Genomic DNA, 20,571 nt, shown 5'->3' on the forward strand with positions numbered 1-20,571 from the left:
ACTTTCCTGACCGCGGCGCAAAAATTACGGTGCGCCTATCGGTCAGTTAATAAAGGGGATCACAATTTCGCCCTCTTTAATCTCCAGCCCTTTGGCATACTTTTTCGCCAGCGCTTCGCCCTTGCTGCTGTCTTCGCTTAAGACGTATGCAGGCTGCTGGTTAAAGTAGTTCTGCAGGGCCTGATTCAGGTAGGGGATCAGGGTCTGCACGACCGGCTGCATCTTCTGCGGCATTACCGAGGCGTCAACCACCTCCATCTGCTGGAGAAAGATCGCTCCTTTCTCCTTATTGAAAACCGGGAGCGCCTTGAGCTTCAGCTTAACCGTGGCCTGCTGGCTACCAAACAGGGAGTTAAGATCCAGTCCGGCGTCGCCAGAGAGCGTAACTTTGCCCGGATCGTCACGCCCGATAGCGCTGACCAGGTTATTTAGCACAATATGCGCATCCGCCACGCCCGGCAGGCCAATATCGCGGGAAAAATTGTTGTGCTTTTGCAGCGCCTGGTTGATCTCTTGCTCGCTGACGGTGTACTGGGTGAGCTGGTTACAGCCTGCCAGCAGGCCGCCTGCAACAAGGGCTGCGGCAAATAAAATCTTCTTCATGGGATCCCTCAAAAGCCATCCATTTATGCCATCGTGACATAAAGCAGCCTGGCGCACCAGCGGGAGGCGTAACAGCAGAAAAGGCTGAAAGCGGTGGCGGAAACCTACGCTTCCGCCGAACCAGAGGTTAAATTGCGATAGAGGAGAGGAGGTTAATTTGCGTCTGCTTGGCCATATTGTCGCGATAGTCGGCGACGCGGGTTGGCCAGACAATACCGGGCACAATCGTCAGGTTACGCAGCAGCGGGAAGAGGTGGATATCATCCTCAGAGAGTTCACCGTTAACCGCGTTGGGCTGGACAATATGCTTATCCAGATCGCGCAGATCATCGCTGATTTTTTTCACCAGCCCCGGCGTATGGGCAAGATGCTCGCTAAAGTCGCCGATAGCGGCCTCTTTTTTGTTGGTGAAGTAAGCGCGCGCCTCGGGCGTTGCAAACTCATCAAACGGTGCTTTGGCAAAGCGCGGGAGCAGCAGGCGGTTCGTGTACTCATTAACCTTGCGCAACCATGTCTCGATGGCTGGCTTGCGTGCGCCGGTCAGCAGCGGCTCGCCGTCGAGCTGGTCAACGTACTTCACAATGTCCAGGCTCTCGGCCATGTAGCGGCTGTCATCTTTTTGCAGGATTGGGGCCATCTTCTGGCCAATCATACGGGTGGGCGTGGCTTCATCATCGTTGAGCAACACGTTAAGTTCCACCGGCAGATTTTTCAGGCCGAAGATCATGCGGGCTTTCAGGCAGTACGGGCAGTGGTCGTAAATATAGAGCTTCACGTTTCCCCTCCAGGTGATGGTTGTCCGTAACCATCAGTATGGAAGAGAAAAAAGCGCCTTTCAAATCAGGCCCCCGGTTCGAGCACCCCTGTCCGGGGATGACGGGGGCTGAACTGCCACCACAACGCAAACAGCGTCACCAGGCCAATCGCCGACAGCATCATCCACGGCAGCTCGGGCTGGCTGAAGGCTTTTCCGGCGTCGAACAGCCAGCCACCCCCCGCATAGCCAAGGAATCCGCCAAAGGCGAGGCCGAGGCGGCTGAAGCCCATATAGCTGCCCCGCGCCCGTGCATCGGCCAGCTCAGCGCTCAGCGTTTCCCGCGCCGGTTCGGCAATAATCGAGCCGATATAGAACGTGCAAATTAATGTAAAGAGCTGCTGCAGCGAGCTCACCATGCCAATCGGCAGCAGGCTGAAGGACATAAACAGCAGGCCGGCCATCAAACGCTGCTCAAGGCGAAAACGTTTTTCGCTCCAGCGGGCGAGCGGGTAGAGCAGGGTCAGCGAAAGACTTGCCTCAATGGCATACATCCACTTCACTGCTGCGGGCGAACCGGCGATGTCGTTCACCATGATCGGCAGCATCAGCATCACCTGTACGGCCAGCATGTAGTAGCCGGTTAAGGTGAGAACGTAGGTCACGAAGCGTTTGTCGGCCACGACCCGGCTAAGCCCCTCCCGCACCGGGATTTTCACCGTCGAGAGCCGCCACGCGGGCAGCAGCCAGGCATTGAAGGCGGCACAGAGGACAAAGATCACCGCGCCGGTAGCGCACACCAGGCGGAAATCGTACTGCAGCAGCCAGCTGCCGAGCAGGGCACCGATCACCGCCCCGGCGCTGTCCTGCATCATCAGCAGCGAGAAGAAACGTCCGCGCAGGTGCGGGCGGATCAGCTTGACCACCAGCGCCGAGCGCGGTGGATCGAACAGCGTCCCGCCGAGGCCAGAGAGGATGCACGAGCTCCAGAGCAGCCATGGCTCCTGCGCTACCGCCATGGTGGCGAACCCGGCGGCCCGCAGCAGCATGCCGGTGACGATCATCGGCTTAGCACCAAAGCGGTCGGCGATAGCACCGCCGAAGATCCCCAGCCCCTGCTGGATAAGCTGGCGCAGGCCGAGGGCAATCCCCACCATCAGGGCGGCCCAACCGAGCTGATCCACAAAGCGAATAGAAATAAGCGGGAAGACAACAAAAAAACCGAGCACAACCAGCATATTATCGATGAGCAGGAAATATTTACCCAGGCGCCTGGCCTGCGATACGCGGGACATCTCCCCTCCTGGGAATGTCAAAATAGTTACCCTGCTATTTTGCGTGGTTGCTGACCATTTTCCCACCGCTGCGGCGACGATATTTTTTTATCAAAGCAACGCTTTGATTGATGCTCTTTATCGTAATAGTGGCCTGGCGCAGGTATAGTTATCCGCAGGGGTAACAAGATGTTTTGACAGGAGTGGTGATGAATGTTCGGCTATCGTAACAACGTTCCAAAAGTGCGCTTGACGACGGACCGGCTGGTGGTACGTTTAGTGCATGAACGCGATGCATGGCGTTTAGCAGACTACTACGCAGAAAACCGCCAGTTTTTAAAGCCCTGGGAGCCCATACGCGATGAGAGCCACTGCTATCCGTCCGGCTGGCAGGCGCGCCTGAGCATGATTAACGAATTTCACAAGCAGGGAAGCGCTTTCTACTTTGCGCTGTTCGATCCCGACGAAAAAGAGATCGTTGGCGTCGCTAACTTCTCTAACGTGGTGCGCGGCTCGTTTCACGCCTGCTATCTGGGCTACTCCATCGGACAGAAGTGGCAGGGGCAGGGGCTGATGTTTGAGGCGCTGACCGCCGCGATCCGCTATATGCAGCGCACCCAGCATATCCACCGCATTATGGCTAACTACATGCCGCACAATCAGCGCAGCGGCGGCCTGCTGGCGCGGTTGGGTTTTGAAAAAGAGGGCTATGCCAAAGCCTATCTGCTGATCGACGGCGAGTGGCGCGATCACGTCCTGACGGCGCTGACCACCCAGGAGTGGACCGCTGGCCGCAACTAAGGAAAGACGAAAATGAAAATCCTGTTAAGCCCCGCCGAAGCGCGGATTATTGGCTGTCTGCTGGAGAAGCAGGTGACGACGCCTGAGCAGTATCCCCTCTCTCTGAATGCAGTGGTCAGCGCCTGCAATCAGAAAACCAACCGTGAACCCGTTATGTCTCTCAGCGACGCCGAGGTGCAGGATCTCCTCGACACGCTGGTCAAACGGCACTATCTGCGCAACGTCAGCGGCTTCGGCAATCGGGTCACGAAATACGAACAGCGCTTTTGTAATTCCGAGTTTGGTAACCTCAAGCTCAGCAGCGGCGAGACGGCGCTCGTCACCACGCTGCTGCTGCGCGGCGCACAGACGCCAGGCGAGCTGCGGATGCGGGCGGCAAGAATGCATGAGTTTGCCGACGTGCCGGAGGTCGAAAAGACGTTAGAAGCGCTGGCCGACCGGGAGGATGGGCCCTTTGTGGTTCGCCTGCCGCGCGAGCCGGGCAAACGTGAAAGCCGCTACATGCACCTGTTTAGCGGCGAGGCGGCCCCGGAGGCCGCCTCCGCGGAGCGCGACGAGCCACAGCCAGACGATCTCGCGGCGCGGGTGACGGCGCTGGAGGGCGAGGTCGCCGAACTGAAGCAGCGTCTCGATTCGCTGCGGGCACATCTGGGAGATTAACCATGACACAGTTACGCATAGGCGTAGTGGGGCTGGGTGGTATTGCCCAGAAGGCCTGGCTGCCGGTACTGGGCGCCGCCACCGACTGGACGCTGCAGGCGGCCTGGTCGCCGTCGCGGGAAAAGGCGTTAGACATTTGCCAGCGCTGGCGGATGCCCTACGCCGGATCGCTGCCGGAGCTGGCTGCCCAGTGCGATGCCGTGTTCGTTCACACCTCTACGGCCTCACACTACGCGGTAGTCAGCGAGCTTTTAAATGCCGGGGTCCACGTCTGCGTCGATAAGCCGCTAGCGGAGAACCTTGCCGACGCCGAGCGGCTGGTGGCGCTGGCCGCGCGTAAAAAGCTGATCCTGATGGTCGGCTTCAATCGCCGCTTTGCCCCCCTGTATCGCGACCTGAAAACCCGCCTCGCCAGCGGGGCATCGCTGCGCATGGATAAGCACCGGAGCGACAGCGTCGGGCCGCACGATCTGCGCTTTACGCTGCTGGACGACTACCTCCACGTGGTGGACACCGCCCTGTGGCTGGCGGGGGGCGAAGGGCAGCTTAACGGCGGCACGCTGCTGACTAACGACGAGGGGGCGATGATCTACGCCGAGCACCACTTTAGCCACCAGGCCCTGCAAATCACCACCAGCATGCATCGCCGGGCGGGCAGCCAGCGCGAGTGGGTGCAGGCGGTGACCGATGGTGGCCTGTATGACGTCACCGACATGCGCGAGTGGCGGGAAGAGCAGGGTAGCGGCATTACGCTACGTCCGATCCCCGGCTGGCAAAGCACCCTTGAGCAACGCGGCTTCGTGGGTTGCGCCCAACACTTTATCACCTGTGTGAAAAATCAGACTGCGCCTGAAACCTCCGGGGAGCAGGCGGTGCTGGCCCAGCGCATCATCGACAGGCTCTGGCGCGAGGCGATGGTCGAATAACTCGCTGTCGTATCTGGTAATAGTTTCTGGATGTAGTATTTCATCGCAATCCAGGTAGACTAAGCGCTTCTTCTAACGCCTGCTATGCAGGCGTTTTGCCGCAGGGTTCGGATTAATACGGTAATGAATTTATTAAAATCGCTGGCTGCGGTCAGCTCGATGACTCTCTTTTCCCGCGTGCTGGGTTTTGCCCGCGATGCCATCGTGGCGCGGGTGTTTGGCGCAGGCCTGGCAACCGACGCCTTCTTTGTGGCGTTCAAGCTTCCCAACCTGCTGCGCCGTATCTTCGCGGAGGGGGCATTCTCTCAGGCGTTTGTGCCTATTCTGGCCGAGTACAAGAGCAAGCAGGGGGAAGATGCGACCCGCGTCTTTGTCGCCTATGTCTCCGGTCTGCTGACGCTGGTGCTGGCGATTGTGACCATTGCCGGGATGCTGGCCGCGCCCTGGGTGATCATGGTCACCGCGCCGGGCTTTGCCGATACCGCCGACAAGTTTGCGCTCACCACCCAGCTGCTGAAGATCACTTTTCCCTACATTCTGCTGATTTCGCTAGCCTCACTGGTGGGGGCGATCCTGAATACCTGGAACCGCTTCTCGGTGCCGGCCTTTGCGCCCACCCTTTTAAACGTCAGCATGATTGGCTTTGCGCTCTTTGCCGCACCGCTGTTTCACCCGCCGGTGCTGGCGCTGGCCTGGGCGGTGACCGTCGGGGGCGTGCTGCAACTTTTTTATCAGCTGCCGCACCTCAAAAAGATTGGCATGCTGGTACTGCCGCGCATCAGCCTGCGTGATGCAGGGTCAATTCGGGTTGTTAAGCAGATGGGGCCCGCGATCCTTGGCGTCTCGGTCAGCCAGATCTCACTGATCATCAACACTATTTTCGCCTCGTTTCTGGTCTCCGGCTCGGTGTCGTGGATGTACTACGCCGACCGTCTGATGGAGTTTCCCTCCGGCGTGCTGGGCGTGGCGCTGGGCACGATTCTGCTGCCGTCGCTCTCTCGCAGCTTCGCCAGCGGCAACCACGACGAGTACTGTCGCCTGATGGACTGGGGCCTGCGCCTCTGCTTCCTGCTGGCGCTGCCGAGCGCCGTGGCGCTGGGGATCCTCGCCAAACCGCTGACGGTCTCGCTGTTCCAGTACGGCAAATTCACCGCTACCGATGCGCTGATGACCCAGAAGGCGCTGGTAGCCTACTCTGTGGGGCTGATGGGGCTGATTGTAGTGAAGGTGCTGGCGCCGGGTTTCTACTCGCGACAGGACATCAAAACGCCGGTCAAGATCGCTATCGTCACGCTGATTATGACCCAGCTGATGAACCTGGCCTTTATCGGCCCGCTCAAGCACGCCGGACTGGCGCTGTCCATTGGCCTGGCGGCCTGCCTCAACGCCAGCCTGCTCTACTGGCAGCTTCGCAAGCAGAAGATTTTTACCCCGCAGCCGGGCTGGCAGCGTTTTCTGCTGCGTCTGATTATTGCCGTTGTGGTAATGGCCGCCGCGCTGCTGGGGGTGCTCTCGATAATGCCGGAGTGGTCGCAGGGCGCCATGGCCTGGCGACTGCTGCGCCTGATGGCGGTGGTAGCGGTGGGGGGCATTGCCTACTTCGCCACGCTGGCGCTGCTGGGCTTTAAGGTGAAGGAGTTTGCTCGCCGGACGGCGTAAAACAGAACAGGCCTGGGCAGCGGTGCCCGGGCCTGTGCGGTGCAAGATCAGATGGAGATTTTCTTGCCGCCGCGGTGGGTAACCGAGGTTTGGCCATTCGCGCCGTAGAGGGCGGGCTCCTGATGCGGTTTTAGCACCTCCAGCGCCTGCCTGTTGCGCTGGATCTGATCTTCCAGCAGCCAGCCGTTGTGCTGGTTAAGCTCGCGCAGGTGCTGCGTTTTTTTAGTGATAGTCAGCCAGCGGCCTGCGATATCATCATTTGCGCTCTGCTGCATATTCTGTTCGGCACGACGCTGCTGTTCAAGATAGTCCAGCGTGGCGAGCAACGAACTCTTCTCTTCGGTAATACGCTGTAGCGCGCTGCCGTTAATCTGGCCCGCAGAAAGATGTTGTTGCTCAGCATCCATCACGCCTTTCAGCGCGTTCAGGATAACTGTCATTTGATCAAGAACTTCTGACAGTTTGCTCATACGCTCACTTACTCTGTAGGAAACTCTGCGCTTCGCTAATCAGGGCGTCGGCAATTTTGCCGGTATCCATTTTCAGCTCGCCGTTGCGGATTGCGGTTTTCAGGGCTTCCACGCGCTCCATATTAATATCTTCACTGCCCGCCTGGGTCAGCTTGGTTTGCGCATTGCTAATCGTGACGCTGGTACTGTTCGCGGTAGCGGATTTTTCCAGACGCGCTTTTGGGGTCTGAGTATCGTGAGTTTCGCGCGGTTGGACGGTGCTAACCGACTTTAAAGGCGATGTACGATCAATGCTCATAGTGTTGTCCTCATCGAGGGTTCGCGGCCGTTGTGGCTTGCCATCATCATATATTGCTTAATTATCGGCAGGTGCCGCAAATTCTTTAAAAAGATTACAGGTTAATCAGAATATTCCCATCAGGCGCTACCGTTCCGCTAACCACCTGACCCGAGGTCATGCGCACGCGGGCGTTTTGCGCCACCGAGGCGTTGTTCAGCGCCTGGCCTTCACCGTTTACGCTAAAGCCGTCGCCGCTGGCGATCACCTGCACCCGCTGTCCGGCTTTTACCCGCCACGACTGGCGCAGCATCGAGAGCTGAATCGCCTGGCCTGGGGCGAGATCGCGCAGGCTAACCGCATCCTGGGCCTGGTTAATATCGAGCATGGTGCGCGGCGGCAGCCGATCCAGACGGCCACGCTTAAGGGTCACGCTGTCCGGTACGAGCGTGCTGCCGCGGGTGATGGCCTGGGCCGCCACCACGTAGTTGCCGGTTGCCTCTACCGTGACCTGCAAATAGCGTTTCTCATTGGCGCACTGGGCCAGCACGTTAACGTTGCCCCACAGCTTCGCGCTACCCGCGACGCTCAGCGCCGGTTGTTCACAGGCAGGCAGCAGGTTAGCTGGCGTGCGCACGGTGACGGCGACCTCGTCGCTAAAGCCAGCCAGCCGCTGGGCAAAAAAGGTGGTCAGCTGGGCGGTGAGATCCTGCGCGGCCGCAAAGGGGCTGATCAACAGCAACATGGCAGCGCAGAGGCTTTTCACACTGTGCATGGCGAACTCCTGCCTGGATGAGAAAGTGAGAGGATTTTACCCGCAGTGCAAATCTATCAACGCAATAAATAGCGACGCATTTTGCGTTTATTCCAACGATAAGGCGTGCCCTCTGCCCTTTAAGCTGTCATCTGTCAATTTCTCATCAGCGTAATAGTCATCAGCGGGGGAGACATGCTCGATAAACTCGATGCCGCGCTACGATTTCAGCAAGAAGCATTAAACCTGCGCGCGCAGCGCCAGGAAGTTCTGGCTGCCAATATTGCCAACGCCGATACCCCGGGGTATCAGGCGCGCGATATGGATTTTGCCAGCGAACTTAAAAAAGTGATGGAGCGCGGCCGGGCCGAAACCAGCGGTGTATCGCTGGCACTGACTTCCGCCCGCCATATTCCTGCCCAGACCATCGCCGCACCGTCTACTGAACTGCTCTATCGCATTCCCGATCAGCCGTCGCTGGACGGTAACACCGTCGATATGGACCGGGAACGTACCCAGTTTGCCGATAACAGCCTGCAATACCAGACCGGGCTGAGCGTTCTGGGTGGACAGATCAAAGGCATGATGAGCGTGCTGCAGGGGGGGAATTAATCGATGGCATTACTGAACATTTTTGATATCGCCGGATCGGCGCTGACCGCCCAGTCACAGCGGCTGAACGTGGCGGCCAGTAACCTGGCGAACGCCGACAGCGTCACCGGCCCCGACGGCCAGCCCTACCGTGCCAAGCAGGTCGTATTCCAGGTGAATGCGGCCCCGGGCGCAGCCACCGGCGGCGTCAAGGTCGCCAACGTCATTGAGAGCCAGGCGCCGGAAAAGCTGGTCTTTGAGCCAGGCAACCCGCTTGCCGATGCCAAAGGCTACGTGCGGATGCCCAACGTAGACGTCGTCGGCGAGATGGTTAACTCCATGTCCGCTTCACGCAGCTACCAGGCAAACGTTGAAGTACTTAACACCGTGAAGAGCATGATGCTGAAAACGCTCACGCTTGGTTCGTAAAGGAGAGTCGCATGTCTATCGCTGTAAATCTCAACGACACCACCAGCACTACCGCCACATCGAAAGCGACCAGCGCGACCTCCGGCAGTAGCGCAACGGATCTGCAGAGCAGCTTCTTAACGCTGCTGGTGGCCCAGCTCAAAAACCAGGATCCCACCAATCCGATGGAGAACAACGAGCTGACCACCCAGCTGGCACAGATCAATACCGTGAGCGGCATTGAGAAGCTCAATACCACCCTCGGTGCGATCTCCGGCCAGATCGACAACAGCCAGTCGCTGCAGGCGAGCACCCTCATCGGCCACGGCGTGATGATCCCGGGCACCACCGTGCTGGCAGGCAGCGAAACCACCACGCCGTTTGGCGTTGAGCTGACCCAGCCTGCGGACAAAGTCACCGCCACCATTACCGATAAAAATGGCCTGGTCGTACGCACTATTGATATTGGCGGACTGAGCGCGGGTGTTCACACCTTTAGCTGGGACGGCAAGATGACCGACGGCACCGCCGCACCGGACAGCGCCTACACCGTTTCCATTGGTGCCAGCAACGGCTCTACCCAGCTCGTGGCTCAGCCGCTGCAGTTTGCGCTGGTGCAGGGCGTCACCAAAAGCAGTACCGGTAACACCTTAGATTTGGGTACCTACGGTACCACCACCCTCGACGAAGTACGGCAGATTATATAAGCCTTTACACTTATCAGGAGTAAGTCATGGCCTTCTCACAAGCGGTCAGCGGCCTGAATGCTGCGGCCACCAACCTCGATGTCATTGGTAACAACATCGCCAACTCCGCCACCTATGGCTTTAAATCTGGCACCGCGTCCTTCGCCGATATGTTTGCCGGTTCTAAAGTCGGTCTCGGCGTGAAGGTAGCGGGTATTACCCAGGACTTCACCGACGGCACGACCACCAACACCGGTCGCGGCCTGGACGTCGCTATCAGCCAGAACGGTTTCTTCCGTCTGGTGGACAGCAACGGGTCGGTATTCTACAGCCGCAACGGCCAGTTCAAGCTGGACGAAAACCGCAACATCGTTAACATGCAGGGCCTGCAGCTGACCGGCTTCCCGGCCACCGGCACCCCGCCGACTGTTCAGCAGGGCGCGAACCCGACGGCGATCTCTATTCCCAACACGCTGATGGCGGCGAAAACCACCGATACAGCGGCGATGCAGATCAACCTGAACTCCACCGACGCTGCGCCGACCGTGGCCTTTGATCCGACCAACGCCGACAGCTACAACAAAAAAGGCTCGGTGACGGTCTTCGATAGCCAGGGTAACTCTCACGACATGAACGTCTACTTCGTGAAGAGCACGGCGAGCAACACCTGGAACGTCTACACCCAGGACAGCAGCGTGGCGAACAGCCCTGCGACGCTCTCCACTACGCTGGGCTTCAGCAACACCGGCGCGCTGACCTCCGGCGGCACCGCCAGCGTGACGACGGCAACGATCCCGGGCGCAACCCCGGCGACCTTCAGCCTGAGCTTCCTGAACTCGATGCAGCAGAACACCGGTGCGAACAACATCGTGGCCACTAACCAGAACGGTTATAAGCCGGGTGACCTGGTGAGCTACCAGATCAACGACGACGGCACCGTAGTGGGTAACTACTCTAACGAGCAGAACCAGCTGCTGGGCCAGATCGTCCTGGCTAACTTCGCTAACAACGAAGGCCTGGCCTCTGAAGGCGACAACGTCTGGACGGCGACTCAGTCCTCTGGCGTGGCGCTGCTGGGCACCGCAGGCAACGGTAACTTCGGTACCCTGACCAACGGCGCACTGGAAGCATCCAACACCGATCTGAGTAAAGAGCTGGTCAACATGATCGTCGCGCAGCGTAACTATCAGTCAAACGCGCAGACCATCAAAACCCAGGATCAGATCCTTAACACCCTGGTTAACCTGCGCTAAGCGCCTGACGGGACGGCTTCATGGATCACGCAATATATACCGCGATGGGCGCGGCCAGCCAGACGCTCAACCAGCAGGCGGTTACGGCCAGCAACCTCGCGAACGCCTCTACGCCGGGCTTCCGCGCACAGCTCAACGCGCTGCGCGCCGTGCCGGTAGAGGGCCTGTCGCTGCCTACCCGTACGCTGGTAGCGGCGTCTACCCCCGGCGCGGATATGACCCAGGGCCAGATGGACTACACCTCCCGCCCGCTGGACGTTGCCTTGCAACAGGACGGCTGGCTGGCGGTGCAGACCCCGGACGGCACCGAGGGCTATACCCGCAACGGTAATATGCAGGTGAGCCCGACCGGTCAGCTGACCATCCAGGGTAACCCGGTAATGGGCGATGCGGGTCCGATTGCCGTGCCGGAAGGGGCGGAGATCACCATTGCGGCGGACGGCACCGTCTCGGCGCTGACCCCCGGCGATCCGCCGAACACGGTATCACCGATTGGTAAGCTGAAGCTGGTTAAGGCGACCGGGACTGAAGTGGTGCGTGGCGATGACGGCATGTTCCGTCTCAGCCAGGCCGCCCAGGCGACCCGCGGCGCGACCCTGCAGGCCGACCCCACCATCCGCGTGATGTCGGGCGTGCTGGAGGGGAGCAACGTCAAGCCGGTGGCCGCGATGACCGATATGATCGCCAGCGCGCGTCGCTTTGAGATGCAGATGAAGGTCATCAGCAGCGTTGATGAAAATGAGCAGCGTGCTAACTCACTGCTGTCGATGAGCTAATACAGGACTAACTATGATTAACTCTTTATGGATTGCCAAGACCGGCCTCGACGCCCAGCAAACCAATATGGACGTCATTGCCAACAACCTGGCGAACGTCAGCACCAACGGTTTCAAGCGTCAGCGTGCGGTCTTTGAAGATCTGCTCTACCAGACCGTTCGCCAGCCCGGCGCGCAGTCTTCCGAGCAGACTACGCTGCCGTCAGGCCTGCAAATTGGTACCGGCGTTCGTCCGGTGGCCACCGAGCGCCTGCACAGCCAGGGTAACCTCTCCCAGACCAATAACAGTAAAGACGTGGCGATCAAAGGCCAGGGCTTCTTCCAGGTGATGCTGCCGGACGGTACCTCGGCCTATACCCGCGACGGCTCGTTCCAGGTGGATCAGAACGGCCAGCTGGTGACCGCCGGCGGTTTCCAGGTGCAGCCAGCCATTACCATTCCGGCGAACTCCCTGAGCATCACCATTGGCCGTGACGGCGTGGTGAGCGTGACCCAGCAGGGCCAGGCCGCACCGGTACAGGTAGGGCAGCTCAACCTGACCACCTTTATGAACGATACCGGTCTGGAAAGCATTGGTGAGAACCTCTATACCGAAACGCAGTCTTCCGGCGCGCCGAACGACTCGACGCCTGGCCTGAACGGTGCAGGGCTGCTTTACCAGGGGTATGTTGAAACCTCTAACGTGAACGTGGCTGAAGAGCTGGTGAATATGATCCAGGTTCAGCGCGCTTACGAAATTAACAGTAAAGCCGTATCGACTACCGATCAGATGCTGCAAAAACTGACGCAACTCTAAGGCGCGCTCCGGCGCGGCACTAACCGCCGCGCCGGGCCCCTGATTTCGAAGATGAAAGCAATGCATAAATCCGCCGCGTTTCGTTATCCGCTTATGGCTTTGGTGGCACTCACCCTCAACGGGTGTGCCTGGATCCCCTCGACGCCGCTGGTGCAGGGCGCAACTACTGCGCAGCCCACGCCCGGCCCGCAGCCCATTGTCAACGGCTCCATTTTTCAGACCGCCCAGCCAATCAACTACGGCTATCAGCCGCTGTTTGAGGATCGCAGGCCGCGTAACGTAGGCGATACGCTGACCATCGTGCTGCAAGAGAACGTCAGCGCCAGCAAAAGCTCGTCGGCGAACGCCAGCCGCGACGGCAAAACCAACTTCGGCGTCGGTACTGCGCCGCGCTACTTAGAAGGCCTGTTTGGCAACGGCCGGGCGGATGTCGACGCCTCAGGCAGCAACGGCTTTAACGGTAAGGGTGGGGCCAATGCCAGCAACACCTTCAGCGGAACGCTGACCGTGACGGTTGACCAGGTTCTGGCCAACGGTAACTTACACGTCGTGGGTGAAAAACAGATCGCCATTAACCAGGGCACTGAGTTCATCCGCTTCTCCGGTGTCGTGAACCCACGCACCATCAGCGGCAGCAACTCCGTTCCGTCCACCCAGGTGGCGGACGCGCGCATCGAATATGTCGGCAACGGCTATATCAATGAAGCGCAGAATATGGGCTGGCTGCAGCGTTTCTTCCTTAACCTCTCGCCGATGTAACGGGGTGACCAATGTTTAAATATCTGGCAGGGATCGCGCTGGTACTGGTAGCAACCATTGCCCAGGCCGAGCGCATCCGCGACCTCACCAGCGTACAGGGCGTACGACAGAACTCACTGATTGGCTACGGGCTGGTTGTCGGCCTGGATGGGACGGGCGACCAGACCACCCAGACGCCGTTTACCACCCAGAGCCTGAACAACATGCTCTCCCAGATGGGGATCACCGTCCCTGCCGGGACCAACATGCAGTTGAAAAACGTGGCGGCGGTGATGGTTACTGCCCAGTTCCCGGCGTTTGCCCGCCAGGGGCAGACCATCGACGTTGTGGTCTCCTCGATGGGTAACGCCAAGAGCCTGCGTGGCGGTACGCTGATCATGACGCCGCTGAAAGGCGTCGATAACCAGGTCTACGCTTTGGCGCAGGGCAACGTGCTGGTCGGCGGTGCGGGCGCAGCGGCAGGCGGCAGCAGCGTGCAGGTTAACCAGCTCAACGGCGGCCGTATTACCGGCGGCGCGGTGGTAGAGCGTGAGCTGCCTAGCCAGTTTGGCTCCGGCAACACCATCAATCTGCAGCTGAACCAGGAAGATTTCACCCTGGCGCAGCAGATCACCGACACCATCAACCGCTCTCGCGGCTACGGCAGCGCCACGGCGCTGGATGCGCGAACCATCCAGATCCGCGTTCCGAGCGGCAACAGCTCGCAGGTGCGTTTCCTGGCTGATATCCAGAATATGGAAGTTGGCGTGACGCCGCAGGATGCGAAGGTCGTGATCAACTCCCGTACCGGATCGGTGGTGATGAACCGCGAAGTGACGCTGGACAGCTGTGCGGTGGCTCAGGGCAACCTCTCGGTGACGGTAAACCGCCAGGCCAACGTCAGCCAGCCGGATACGCCGTTTGGCGGCGGTCAGACCGTGGTCACCCCGCAGACGCAGATCGACCTGCGCCAGAGCGGCGGTTCGCTACAGAGCGTTCGCTCCAGCGCCAACCTGAACAACGTTGTCCGGGCGCTGAACGCGCTGGGCGCGACGCCGATCGATCTGATGTCGATCCTTCAGTCAATGCAGAGCGCAGGCTGCCTGCGCGCGAAACTGGAAATTATCTAATGCTAACCGACAGCCGGATGATGGCGAGCGCGGCATGGGATGCGCAATCGCTGAATGAACTGAAAACCCAGGCCGGGCAGGATCCGCAGGCTAACCTGCGCCCGGTGGCCCGTCAGGTGGAGGGGATGTTCGTGCAGATGATGCTGAAAAGCATGCGTGAAGCCCTGCCAAAAGACGGCCTGTTTAGCAGCGACTCTACCCGCATGTACACCAGCATGTATGACCAGCAGATTGCCCAGCAGTTGACCGCTGGCAAGGGACTGGGGCTGGCGGAGATGATGGTGAAGCAGATGTCCGGTGGTCAGAGCGAACCTGCTGAGGCACCTTCACAGGTGCCAATGAAGTTCCCGCTGGAAACGGTGACCAGTTATCAAAACCAGGCCCTGACCCAGATGGTGCGCAAGGCGATGCCGAAAACGCCCGACGGCGGGGGCAACGATGCCGCCCTGTCCGGCGATAGCAAGGATTTCCTCGCTCAGCTCTCCCTGCCGGCGCGACTGGCCAGCGAGCAGAGCGGGGTGCCGCACCACCTGATCCTCGCCCAGGCGGCGCTGGAGTCCGGCTGGGGGCAGCGGCAGATCAAGCGTGAAAACGGTGAGCCGAGCTTTAACCTGTTTGGCGTCAAGGCCAGCAGCAGCTGGAAGGGGCCGACCACCGAGATCACCACCACCGAATATGAGAACGGTGAGGCGAAGAAGGTGAAGGCGAAGTTCCGCGTCTACGGCTCCTATCTGGAGGCGCTGTCGGACTACGTTGGCCTGCTGTCGCGCAACCCGCGCTATGCCGCCGTCACCACCGCGGCGACTGCCGAGCAGGGGGCGCAGGCGCTGCAGAGTGCGGGCTACGCCACCGATCCAAACTATGCCCGTAAGCTTACCAGCATGATCCAGCAGCTGAAATCCCTTAGCGATAAGGTGAGTAAAGCCTACAGCAACGATATTGAAAATCTGTTCTGACAGCACTCAAGTTCAGCCTGGCGCTGCCGATAATCGTTAGCAGGACTTATGTCTAAAAGTGTATAAGGAATCTCCATGTCCAGTAGCTTGATTAACAGCGCCATGAGCGGGCTGAATGCAGCCCAGGCCGCGTTGAATACCGTCAGTAATAACATCTCCAGTTATAACGTCGCGGGCTATACCCGTCAGACAACGGTGCTGGCACAGGCAAACAGTACGCTGGGTGCAGGCGGTTGGGTTGGCAACGGGGTGAACGTCACCGGCGTCCAGCGTGAATATGACGCCTTCATCACCAATCAGCTGCGCGCCGCGCAGACCCAGAGCAGCGGCCTGACCACGCGCTATGAGCAGATGTCTAAGATTGATGACATGCTCTCTGGCTCGACGAATACTCTGGCCACCACCATGCAGGGCTTCTTTACCAGCCTGCAAACGCTGGTCAGCAACGCAGAAGATCCAGCCTCCCGCCAGACCCTGCTGGGCAAAGCCGACGGGCTGGTAAACCAGTTCAAGGTAACCGATCAGTATCTGCGCGATCAGGATAAGCAGGTTAACCTGTCTATCTCCTCCAGCGTGGATCAGATCAACAACTACACCACCCAGATCGCTAACCTTAACGATCAGATTTCCCGTCTGACCGGCGTGGGCGCAGGCTCCTCGCCAAATAACCTGCTGGATCAGCGCGATCAGCTGGTGAGCGAGCTCAACAAGATTGTTGGCGTGGAAGTGAGCGTTCAGGACGGCGGCACCTATAACATCAGCATGGCTAATGGCTACACCCTGGTTCAGGGCAGCTCTTCGCGTCAGCTGGCTGCCGTGCCGTCCAGCGCGGATCCGTCCCGTACCACCGTGGCCTACGTTGATGCCACCGCGGGCAACGTGGAGATCCCAGAGAAGCTGCTCAACAGCGGTTCCCTTGGTGGCCTGCTGACCTTCCGCAGCCAGAACCTCGACCAGACCCGCAACTCGCTGGGCCAGCTGGCGCTCTCCTTTGCCGACGCCTTCAACACCCAGCATGCCAAAGGCTATGACGCTAACGGCGACAAGGGCGGCGACTTCTTTACCATTGGATCGCCTTCCACGTTGAGCAACGCACGCAACACCGGCGATGCGGCGCTGACCACCACGGTGAGCGACAGCAGCAAGGTGCAGGCGACCGACTATAAGGTAGTTTACGACGGCTCGAAGTGGCAGGTCACTCGCCTGTCAGACAACACCTCGTTTACCGCCACGCCGGATGCTAACGACGGCAGCCTGAACTTTGACGGCCTGAAGGTCAACATTAGCGCTACCAACGGTGCGGGCAATAACGACAGCTTTATTATCAAGCCGACGGCCAATGCCATCGTCAATATGGATCTGGCCTTCCAGGACGAGTCAAAAATTGCCATGGCGGCGTCCGCCACCAGCGGCGATAGCGATAACGTCAACGGCCAGGCGCTGCTGGATCTGCAAAAAAGCAAAAGCGTCGGCGGCAACAAGAGCTTCAACGATGCCTATGCCGCGCTGGTCAGCACCGTGGGCAGCACCACGGCCACGCTGAAGAGCAGCAGCACCACCCAGGATAACGTGGTGACGCAGCTGAGCAACCAGCAGCAGTCTATCTCCGGCGTTAACCTCGACGAAGAGTACGGTAACTTACAGCGTTACCAGCAATATTATCTCGCAAACGCACAGGTTTTACAGACGGCGAGCTCGCTGTTTGATGCGTTACTGAACATCCGCTAAGCAAGAGGTTGATGATGCGCGTTAGCACTCAGATGATGTATGAACAAAACATGCGTGGTGTCACCAGTTCGCAGAGCAAGTGGCTAGGCTACGGGGAGCAGATGTCTACCGGCAAGCGCGTCAACCGCGCCTCTGATGACCCTATCGCCGCCTCGCAGGCGGTGGTGCTCTCCCAGGCCCAGGCGCAGAACAGCCAGTATCAGCTGGCTCGCACCTTCGCGACGCAGAAAGTGTCGCTGGAAGACAGCATCCTGGACCAGGTCTCTACCGCGATCCAGTCCGCGCAGTCCAAGGTCATCAACAGCGGCAACGGCTCCTTGAGCGATGACGACCGTGCCTCGCTGGCAACCGATCTGCAAGGTATTCGCGACCAGATCATGAACCTTGCCAACAGCACCGACGGCAACGGTCGCTATATTTTTGGCGGCTACAAAACCGAAAGCGCACCGTTCAATCAGGCCACCGGTCAGTACGGCGGCGGCGCGCAGCCCATTACCCAGCAGGTAGACGCCGCGCGGTCAATGGTGATTGCCCACACCGGCACCCAGGTTTTTGACAGCGTAACCAGCAACGCGGTACCCGAGCCAGACGGCACCGCCCCGGAAACGAACCTGTTTGCCATGCTGGATTCGGCTATTGCCTCGCTGAAGACCCCGGTAAGCGGGGATGAGACGGCCCAGACCAAGGCGCAAGACGTAATGGATAAAACCAACCGTGGCCTGCGCAATTCACTTAACAACGTGCTTGCCGTGCGTGCTGAAGTCGGAACGCAGCTTAACGAGCTGGACAACCTTGACGCGCTGGGTACCGATCGTGCCCTGGGTCAAACCCAGCAGATGAGCGATCTGGTTGACGTTGACTGGAATGCGGCTATCTCCTCCTACACCATGCAGCAGGCGGCGCTTCAGGCATCCTATAAAGCGTTTTCCGATATGCAAGGCATGTCGCTGTTCCAGATTAACTCTTAATAAAAAGAAAACCTGTCCGGTTAAATGGACAGGTATGCACTCTCTTTGCAGACCGCCCTCATTGACCGGGGCGGTTTTTTTTATCCAACGTTTGCTACCTCTGGGCGACGCGTACCGGTTGTCAGGCGGATTGCCAGGGCAATAATGCCTGAGACCGTCGCCAGGGCCACAACGCCAGGCCAGCCCGCCAGGGTATAGATTTTACTGCCGAGGGCAGAGCCAGCCGCCATGCCGATAAACACCACGGTAAACAGCAGCGCATTGAGACGACCCCGCGCCTGCGGCTCAAGGCTATAAACCAGATTCTGGTGAGCAACCAGGCTCGACTGTAGTCCCAGATCGAAACCTACCGCCGCAATGGCAATCACAACCAGCTGCATCTGGGTAGAGAGCAGCGGCAGGACAAACATCAGGGCAAAGGAGACGGTGACCAGCGCCGCACCCAGCTGGGTGACTTTCGCTGCCCCGACCCGATCGGCCAGCCCCCCGGCCAGCGGTGCAGCCAGCGCACCCGCCGCGCCAGCAATCCCGAAGGTACCTGCTGCTGCGCTGCCGAGGTGAAAACGATCCAGCAGCATGACCGCCAGGGTAGACCAGAAGGCGCTAAAGGCTACCGAGAGAAAGCCTTGCGCCAGCGCGGCGCGGCGCAGGGCAGGGTAGCGCCCCCACAGCTGGGCTACTGAGCGCATCAGCGCCGGATAGCTGAGGTCGGAGTGGGTAGCAAAGCGTGGCAGCACCGCCCACATCACGACGCCAATAAACGCGATGCTCGCCGCTGCCAGCTGGTACATCACCCGCCAGCCAAAGGCCGCACCCACGAAGCCGCTTACCGTACGGGAGAGCAGGATCCCCAGCAGCAGACCTGTCATCACGGTGCCTACGGTTTTTCCCTGTTTGCCTTCTGGCGCAAGTATCGCTGCGGCAGGCACGATATCCTGCGCCATCGTGGCGGCCATCCCCAGCAGCAGGCTTACCGCCAGCAGCGTATTGAGATGGCTGGTCAGGCTACAGATCAGCAGGAAGAGGGCCAGCGCGGCGCATTTTATCAGGATTAGCATCCGGCGATCGTAGCGGTCCCCCAGCGGCAGCAGGAACAGAATGCCCAGCGCGTAGCCTGCCTGGGTCAGCGTCGGCACGAGACCCATGCCGTTAACGGTTAAATGGAGATCGCGACCCATCAGCGGCAGCAGAGGCTGAGCATAATAGATAGCGGCAACGCTGAATCCGGCTCCCATCGCCAGAATAAAAATAATCCAGCGCGGTACGTCAAAGGGTGATGCCTGGCGGTTCATAATAGAGTCCTCAAAGGTGGTGTGAAGACATTTTTGCGGAAGATGGCGTGACGCGGTAGCCGGTCCAGTGGTAAAAGAGCTATACGCGAAATGTATAGGCAGGAATAAAATGAAGCGAACTGAACGTATAGACAGGGTCGATCTGATGCACACCTTTGTCCGCATCGTTGAGAGCGGCTCCCTGTCAGCCGCCGCGAGGCTGCTGGAAACCACCCAGGCGACGGTAAGCCGCCGTCTTCAGTCGTTGGAGGCGCTGCTGGGGGTTAAGCTGATCCTGCGCACGACCCACGCCATGAAGCTGACCGATGACGGCGAACGCTGCTACCAGCATGCCAGGCGGCTGCTATCGGCCTGGTCCACCCTGGAGGATGAGGTGAGCCACGCTGGCGATGAGCCGGTCGGTACGCTGCGGGTGCGTGCCCCGCACGCTTTTGGCCAGGAGCAACTGCTTGCGCCGCTAACCCGGTTTCTTAGCCAGCATCCACAGCTCTCGGTTGAGTGGATGCTAAACGATAAAAACGTCGATTTTCTGAGCACTAACATCGACTGCGCGATTCGCGTCGGCGCGGAGATCGATCCGAGTACGGTGTCGGTGCTATTGGCGGAGGTGCCGCGTAGCGTTGTGATTGCGCCTGCGCTGCTCGCTGACTACCCGGCGGTGACCGGGCCACAGCAACTGGCGGCGCTGCCGTGGGTGGCGCTCAGCACTTTCTACCAGCACAGCATTAGCCTGACCGATACCGCCGGGACGGTTGAGCAGGTGACTATCGCTCCGCGGCTCTATACCGACAGCCTCTATGTTGCGCGCAGTACGGCCCTGCAGGGATTAGGCGCGGTGATCATCTCAAGCTGGGCGGTGGCGGAGGATGTCCGTGAGGGGAGGCTGGTCAGGCTGCTGCCCGACTGGGAGCCTGCCCCGCTGCCGGTGCACCTGGTTTACCCGTGGGCGCGTTACTATCCGGCCCGGCTGCGGGCCTTTTTGCAAATGATGCGCGAGGCGGTTCCTGACATTACCGGTATGCGCCTTCCCGCCTCCGGGGCATAAAAAAAGCCGACCCGGAGGTCGGCTTG

23 protein-coding genes are annotated in these 20,571 nt (G+C 59.6%); 16 read left to right on the forward strand and 7 right to left on the reverse strand.

Annotation, left to right across the window (positions count from 1 at the left end; translation table 11 throughout):
- Window positions 1-42: 42 nt before the first annotated feature.
- The 3 genes from WFN61_RS03495 to mdtH all read right to left on the reverse strand — a co-directional run bounded on the left by WFN61_RS03495 (window position 43) and on the right by mdtH (window position 2,652).
- Window positions 43-603: a lipoprotein gene (locus WFN61_RS03495; RefSeq protein WP_144812597.1), complete on the reverse strand. Its 561-nt coding sequence runs from the start codon at window positions 601-603 to the stop codon at window positions 43-45.
- A gap of 127 nt (window positions 604-730) precedes the next feature.
- Window positions 731-1,378 carry a glutaredoxin 2 gene (gene grxB, locus WFN61_RS03500; protein WP_312235153.1) on the reverse strand — a complete coding sequence of 216 codons (648 nt, stop codon included), beginning with the start codon at window positions 1,376-1,378 and terminating at the stop codon, window positions 731-733.
- A gap of 65 nt (window positions 1,379-1,443) precedes the next feature.
- Window positions 1,444-2,652 carry a multidrug efflux MFS transporter MdtH gene (gene mdtH, locus WFN61_RS03505; protein ID WP_144812591.1) on the reverse strand — a complete coding sequence of 403 codons (1,209 nt, stop codon included), beginning with the start codon at window positions 2,650-2,652 and terminating at the stop codon, window positions 1,444-1,446.
- A 192-nt stretch (window positions 2,653-2,844) separates the two neighbouring features.
- On the opposite strand from mdtH, the gene rimJ reads away from it, so the two are divergent.
- The 4 genes from rimJ to murJ all read left to right on the forward strand — a co-directional run bounded on the left by rimJ (window position 2,845) and on the right by murJ (window position 6,677).
- Window positions 2,845-3,432 (forward strand): ribosomal protein S5-alanine N-acetyltransferase, encoded by a 588-nt coding sequence (rimJ, locus tag WFN61_RS03510; RefSeq protein WP_257757198.1) that lies wholly within the window; start codon window positions 2,845-2,847, stop codon window positions 3,430-3,432.
- Between the two features lie 12 nt (window positions 3,433-3,444).
- On the forward strand, window positions 3,445-4,092 hold the full coding sequence (locus WFN61_RS03515) for a YceH family protein (protein ID WP_257757199.1): 648 nt from the start codon (window positions 3,445-3,447) through the stop codon (window positions 4,090-4,092).
- A gap of 2 nt (window positions 4,093-4,094) precedes the next feature.
- Window positions 4,095-5,018: a Gfo/Idh/MocA family protein gene (locus WFN61_RS03520; protein ID WP_312273348.1), complete on the forward strand. Its 924-nt coding sequence runs from the start codon at window positions 4,095-4,097 to the stop codon at window positions 5,016-5,018.
- A gap of 123 nt (window positions 5,019-5,141) precedes the next feature.
- Window positions 5,142-6,677 carry a murein biosynthesis integral membrane protein MurJ gene (murJ, locus tag WFN61_RS03525; protein WP_257757201.1) on the forward strand — a complete coding sequence of 512 codons (1,536 nt, stop codon included), beginning with the start codon at window positions 5,142-5,144 and terminating at the stop codon, window positions 6,675-6,677.
- Between the two features lie 47 nt (window positions 6,678-6,724).
- Here the strand turns inward: murJ and flgN are convergent, their stop codons facing one another.
- The 3 genes from flgN to flgA form a co-directional block, all read right to left on the reverse strand.
- On the reverse strand, window positions 6,725-7,147 hold the full coding sequence (gene flgN, locus WFN61_RS03530; RefSeq protein ID WP_222890137.1) for a flagella biosynthesis chaperone FlgN: 423 nt from the start codon (window positions 7,145-7,147) through the stop codon (window positions 6,725-6,727).
- Window positions 7,148-7,151: 4 nt separating this feature from the next.
- On the reverse strand, window positions 7,152-7,445 hold the full coding sequence (gene flgM, locus WFN61_RS03535; RefSeq protein ID WP_042392719.1) for a flagellar biosynthesis anti-sigma factor FlgM: 294 nt from the start codon (window positions 7,443-7,445) through the stop codon (window positions 7,152-7,154).
- Between the two features lie 94 nt (window positions 7,446-7,539).
- On the reverse strand, window positions 7,540-8,199 hold the full coding sequence (gene flgA / locus WFN61_RS03540; RefSeq protein ID WP_337037671.1) for a flagellar basal body P-ring formation chaperone FlgA: 660 nt from the start codon (window positions 8,197-8,199) through the stop codon (window positions 7,540-7,542).
- 174 nt (window positions 8,200-8,373) lie between these two features.
- Here flgA and flgB point away from each other — a divergent pair, with 174 nt between their 5' ends.
- The 11 genes from flgB (at window position 8,374) to flgL (ending at window position 18,208) form a co-directional block, all read left to right on the forward strand.
- Window positions 8,374-8,790: a flagellar basal body rod protein FlgB gene (gene flgB, locus WFN61_RS03545; protein ID WP_103821236.1), complete on the forward strand. Its 417-nt coding sequence runs from the start codon at window positions 8,374-8,376 to the stop codon at window positions 8,788-8,790.
- 3 nt (window positions 8,791-8,793) lie between these two features.
- Window positions 8,794-9,198 (forward strand): flagellar basal body rod protein FlgC, encoded by a 405-nt coding sequence (gene flgC, locus WFN61_RS03550; protein WP_042392725.1) that lies wholly within the window; start codon window positions 8,794-8,796, stop codon window positions 9,196-9,198.
- 11 nt (window positions 9,199-9,209) lie between these two features.
- On the forward strand, window positions 9,210-9,884 hold the full coding sequence (gene flgD / locus WFN61_RS03555; protein ID WP_144812570.1) for a flagellar hook assembly protein FlgD: 675 nt from the start codon (window positions 9,210-9,212) through the stop codon (window positions 9,882-9,884).
- A 26-nt stretch (window positions 9,885-9,910) separates the two neighbouring features.
- Window positions 9,911-11,116, forward strand: coding sequence for a flagellar hook protein FlgE (flgE, locus tag WFN61_RS03560; RefSeq protein ID WP_144812567.1), 1,206 nt, complete (start codon window positions 9,911-9,913; stop codon window positions 11,114-11,116).
- A 20-nt stretch (window positions 11,117-11,136) separates the two neighbouring features.
- Window positions 11,137-11,892 (forward strand): flagellar basal body rod protein FlgF, encoded by a 756-nt coding sequence (locus WFN61_RS03565; protein ID WP_144812564.1) that lies wholly within the window; start codon window positions 11,137-11,139, stop codon window positions 11,890-11,892.
- A gap of 13 nt (window positions 11,893-11,905) precedes the next feature.
- The gene (gene flgG / locus WFN61_RS03570; RefSeq protein ID WP_042392733.1) at window positions 11,906-12,688 is read left to right on the forward strand and encodes a flagellar basal-body rod protein FlgG; all 783 of its coding nucleotides are present in this window, start codon (window positions 11,906-11,908) and stop codon (window positions 12,686-12,688) included.
- Between the two features lie 60 nt (window positions 12,689-12,748).
- Complete coding sequence (gene flgH, locus WFN61_RS03575; RefSeq protein WP_144812560.1) at window positions 12,749-13,447, forward strand: flagellar basal body L-ring protein FlgH; 699 nt, start codon at window positions 12,749-12,751, stop codon at window positions 13,445-13,447.
- Window positions 13,448-13,458: 11 nt separating this feature from the next.
- A complete protein-coding gene (locus tag WFN61_RS03580; protein WP_042392737.1) occupies window positions 13,459-14,556 on the forward strand; it encodes a flagellar basal body P-ring protein FlgI in 1,098 nt (365 codons plus the stop codon).
- Window positions 14,556-15,512 (forward strand): flagellar assembly peptidoglycan hydrolase FlgJ, encoded by a 957-nt coding sequence (gene flgJ, locus WFN61_RS03585; RefSeq protein WP_257757205.1) that lies wholly within the window; start codon window positions 14,556-14,558, stop codon window positions 15,510-15,512. Before WFN61_RS03580 ends, flgJ begins: the two co-directional genes overlap by 1 nt.
- Before the next feature lie 75 nt (window positions 15,513-15,587).
- Window positions 15,588-17,240, forward strand: a complete 1,653-nt coding sequence (gene flgK, locus WFN61_RS03590) for a flagellar hook-associated protein FlgK (protein ID WP_144812554.1) — start codon at window positions 15,588-15,590, stop codon at window positions 17,238-17,240.
- A 14-nt stretch (window positions 17,241-17,254) separates the two neighbouring features.
- Window positions 17,255-18,208: a flagellar hook-associated protein FlgL gene (flgL, locus tag WFN61_RS03595; protein ID WP_144812551.1), complete on the forward strand. Its 954-nt coding sequence runs from the start codon at window positions 17,255-17,257 to the stop codon at window positions 18,206-18,208.
- Between the two features lie 80 nt (window positions 18,209-18,288).
- Here flgL and WFN61_RS03600 read toward each other — a convergent pair whose 3' ends face one another.
- Entirely contained in the window at window positions 18,289-19,500 is a 1,212-nt protein-coding gene (locus tag WFN61_RS03600; RefSeq protein ID WP_337037675.1) for an MFS transporter, read from the reverse strand.
- A 109-nt stretch (window positions 19,501-19,609) separates the two neighbouring features.
- Here WFN61_RS03600 and WFN61_RS03605 point away from each other — a divergent pair, with 109 nt between their 5' ends.
- Window positions 19,610-20,545, forward strand: a complete 936-nt coding sequence (locus WFN61_RS03605; protein ID WP_337037677.1) for a LysR family transcriptional regulator — start codon at window positions 19,610-19,612, stop codon at window positions 20,543-20,545.
- Window positions 20,546-20,571: the final 26 nt, after the last annotated feature.

The organism is Pseudescherichia sp. AS216, from assembly GCF_037152055.1.
GTDB lineage: Bacteria > Pseudomonadota > Gammaproteobacteria > Enterobacterales > Enterobacteriaceae > Pseudescherichia.

Excerpts from the sequence above, each read along its gene's own strand:
- WFN61_RS03495 (WP_144812597.1), bottom strand. The coding sequence starts at position 603 with ATGAAGAAGATTTTATTTGCCGCAGCCCTTGTTGCAGGCGGCCTGCTG.
- mdtH (WP_144812591.1), bottom strand. The coding sequence starts at position 2,652 with ATGTCCCGCGTATCGCAGGCCAGGCGCCTGGGTAAATATTTCCTGCTC.
- rimJ (WP_257757198.1), top strand. The coding sequence starts at position 2,845 with ATGTTCGGCTATCGTAACAACGTTCCAAAAGTGCGCTTGACGACGGAC.
- WFN61_RS03515 (WP_257757199.1), top strand. The coding sequence starts at position 3,445 with ATGAAAATCCTGTTAAGCCCCGCCGAAGCGCGGATTATTGGCTGTCTG.
- WFN61_RS03520 (WP_312273348.1), top strand. The coding sequence starts at position 4,095 with ATGACACAGTTACGCATAGGCGTAGTGGGGCTGGGTGGTATTGCCCAG.
- murJ (WP_257757201.1), top strand. The coding sequence starts at position 5,142 with ATGAATTTATTAAAATCGCTGGCTGCGGTCAGCTCGATGACTCTCTTT.
- flgN (WP_222890137.1), bottom strand. The coding sequence starts at position 7,147 with ATGAGCAAACTGTCAGAAGTTCTTGATCAAATGACAGTTATCCTGAAC.
- flgM (WP_042392719.1), bottom strand. The coding sequence starts at position 7,445 with ATGAGCATTGATCGTACATCGCCTTTAAAGTCGGTTAGCACCGTCCAA.
- flgA (WP_337037671.1), bottom strand. The coding sequence starts at position 8,199 with ATGCACAGTGTGAAAAGCCTCTGCGCTGCCATGTTGCTGTTGATCAGC.
- flgB (WP_103821236.1), top strand. The coding sequence starts at position 8,374 with ATGCTCGATAAACTCGATGCCGCGCTACGATTTCAGCAAGAAGCATTA.
- flgC (WP_042392725.1), top strand. The coding sequence starts at position 8,794 with ATGGCATTACTGAACATTTTTGATATCGCCGGATCGGCGCTGACCGCC.
- flgD (WP_144812570.1), top strand. The coding sequence starts at position 9,210 with ATGTCTATCGCTGTAAATCTCAACGACACCACCAGCACTACCGCCACA.
- flgE (WP_144812567.1), top strand. The coding sequence starts at position 9,911 with ATGGCCTTCTCACAAGCGGTCAGCGGCCTGAATGCTGCGGCCACCAAC.
- WFN61_RS03565 (WP_144812564.1), top strand. The coding sequence starts at position 11,137 with ATGGATCACGCAATATATACCGCGATGGGCGCGGCCAGCCAGACGCTC.
- flgG (WP_042392733.1), top strand. The coding sequence starts at position 11,906 with ATGATTAACTCTTTATGGATTGCCAAGACCGGCCTCGACGCCCAGCAA.
- flgH (WP_144812560.1), top strand. The coding sequence starts at position 12,749 with ATGCATAAATCCGCCGCGTTTCGTTATCCGCTTATGGCTTTGGTGGCA.
- WFN61_RS03580 (WP_042392737.1), top strand. The coding sequence starts at position 13,459 with ATGTTTAAATATCTGGCAGGGATCGCGCTGGTACTGGTAGCAACCATT.
- flgJ (WP_257757205.1), top strand. The coding sequence starts at position 14,556 with ATGCTAACCGACAGCCGGATGATGGCGAGCGCGGCATGGGATGCGCAA.
- flgK (WP_144812554.1), top strand. The coding sequence starts at position 15,588 with ATGTCCAGTAGCTTGATTAACAGCGCCATGAGCGGGCTGAATGCAGCC.
- flgL (WP_144812551.1), top strand. The coding sequence starts at position 17,255 with ATGCGCGTTAGCACTCAGATGATGTATGAACAAAACATGCGTGGTGTC.
- WFN61_RS03600 (WP_337037675.1), bottom strand. The coding sequence starts at position 19,500 with ATGAACCGCCAGGCATCACCCTTTGACGTACCGCGCTGGATTATTTTT.
- WFN61_RS03605 (WP_337037677.1), top strand. The coding sequence starts at position 19,610 with ATGAAGCGAACTGAACGTATAGACAGGGTCGATCTGATGCACACCTTT.